Source organism: Pseudomonas sp. PA-7-1E, from assembly GCF_021605325.1.
Taxonomy (GTDB): domain Bacteria; phylum Pseudomonadota; class Gammaproteobacteria; order Pseudomonadales; family Pseudomonadaceae; genus Aquipseudomonas; species Aquipseudomonas fluorescens_BV.
The window spans coordinates 1-1,434 of the sequence record NZ_WKFA01000122.1; the positions used below are offsets into that span (position 1 = coordinate 1).

1 protein-coding gene is annotated in these 1,434 nt (G+C 62.8%); it reads left to right on the top strand.

Annotated features, from left to right (window positions below; translation table 11 throughout):
* Positions 1 to 164: 164 nt before the first annotated feature.
* Positions 165 to 1,421: a 3-phosphoshikimate 1-carboxyvinyltransferase gene (locus GIW79_RS29475; RefSeq protein ID WP_034127624.1), complete on the top strand. Its 1,257-nt coding sequence runs from the start codon at positions 165 to 167 to the stop codon at positions 1,419 to 1,421.
* Positions 1,422 to 1,434 lie beyond the last annotated feature (13 nt).

A 1,434-nucleotide genomic window follows, 5' to 3' on the forward strand; every position in this document is an offset into this window, starting at 1 on the left:
ACGTTTTTCGCGAGCAAGCTCGCTCCTACATTCGGGCCGCAGCGCATGCCAATAAAATACGCAGATCACCCACTCACTCGACAAGCATGGCGTGTTTGCCTGATGATTCGGGTCCGCACGTCGGCCACTCCACGCCACCTCGCCTTGACCAGGAGCCTTGTACCTTGAGTTCGCAGAAAACCGTGACCGTTACACCGCCCAACTTCCCCCTCACTGGCAAGGTCGCGCCCCCCGGCTCCAAATCCATTACCAACCGTGCTCTGTTGCTCGCGGCACTGGCCAAGGGCACCAGCCGTTTGAGCGGCGCGCTCAAAAGCGATGACACACGCCATATGTCGGTCGCCCTGCGGCAGATGGGCGTCACCATCGACGAGCCGGACGACACCACCTTTGTCGTCACCAGCCAAGGCTCGCTGCAATTGCCGGCCCAGCCGTTGTTCCTCGGCAACGCCGGCACCGCCATGCGCTTTCTCACGGCTGCCGTCGCCACCGTGCAAGGCACCGTGGTACTGGACGGTGACGAGTACATGCAAAAACGCCCGATCGGCCCGCTGCTGGCCACCCTGGGCCAGAACGGCATCCAGGTCGACAGCCCCACCGGTTGCCCACCGGTAACGGTGCATGGCGCGGGCAAGGTCCAGGCCAGGCGTTTTGAGATTGACGGAGGCTTGTCCAGCCAGTACGTATCGGCCCTGCTGATGCTGGCGGCGTGCGGCGAAGCACCGATTGAAGTGGCGCTGACCGGCAAGGACATCGGCGCCCGTGGCTATGTGGACCTGACCCTCGATTGCATGCGTGCGTTCGGGGCCCAGGTAGACATCGTGGACGACACCACCTGGCGCGTGGCCCCCACGGGCTATACCGCCCATGATTACCTGATCGAACCCGACGCTTCCGCCGCCACTTACCTGTGGGCCGCAGAAGTACTGACCGGTGGCCGTATCGATATTGGTGTAGCCGCGCAGGATTTCACCCAGCCCGACGCCAAGGCACAGGCCGTGATCGCGCAATTCCCGAACATGCAGGCCACGGTGGTGGGTTCACAAATGCAGGATGCGATCCCGACCCTGGCGGTGCTCGCCGCATTCAACAATACCCCGGTGCGCTTCACTGAACTGGCGAACCTGCGCGTCAAGGAATGTGACCGCGTGCAGGCGCTGCACGATGGCCTCAACGAAATTCGCCCGGGCCTGGCGACCATCGAAGGTGATGACCTGCTGGTTGCCAGCGACCCCGCTTTGGCTGGCACCGCCTGCACCGCACTGATCGATACCCACGCCGACCATCGCATCGCCATGTGCTTTGCCCTGGCCGGGCTGAAAGTCTCGGGCATTCGCATCCAAGACCCTGATTGCGTAGCCAAGACCTACCCTGACTACTGGAAAGCGCTGGCCAGCCTGGGCGTTCACTTGAGCTACTGACACACAAACCTGT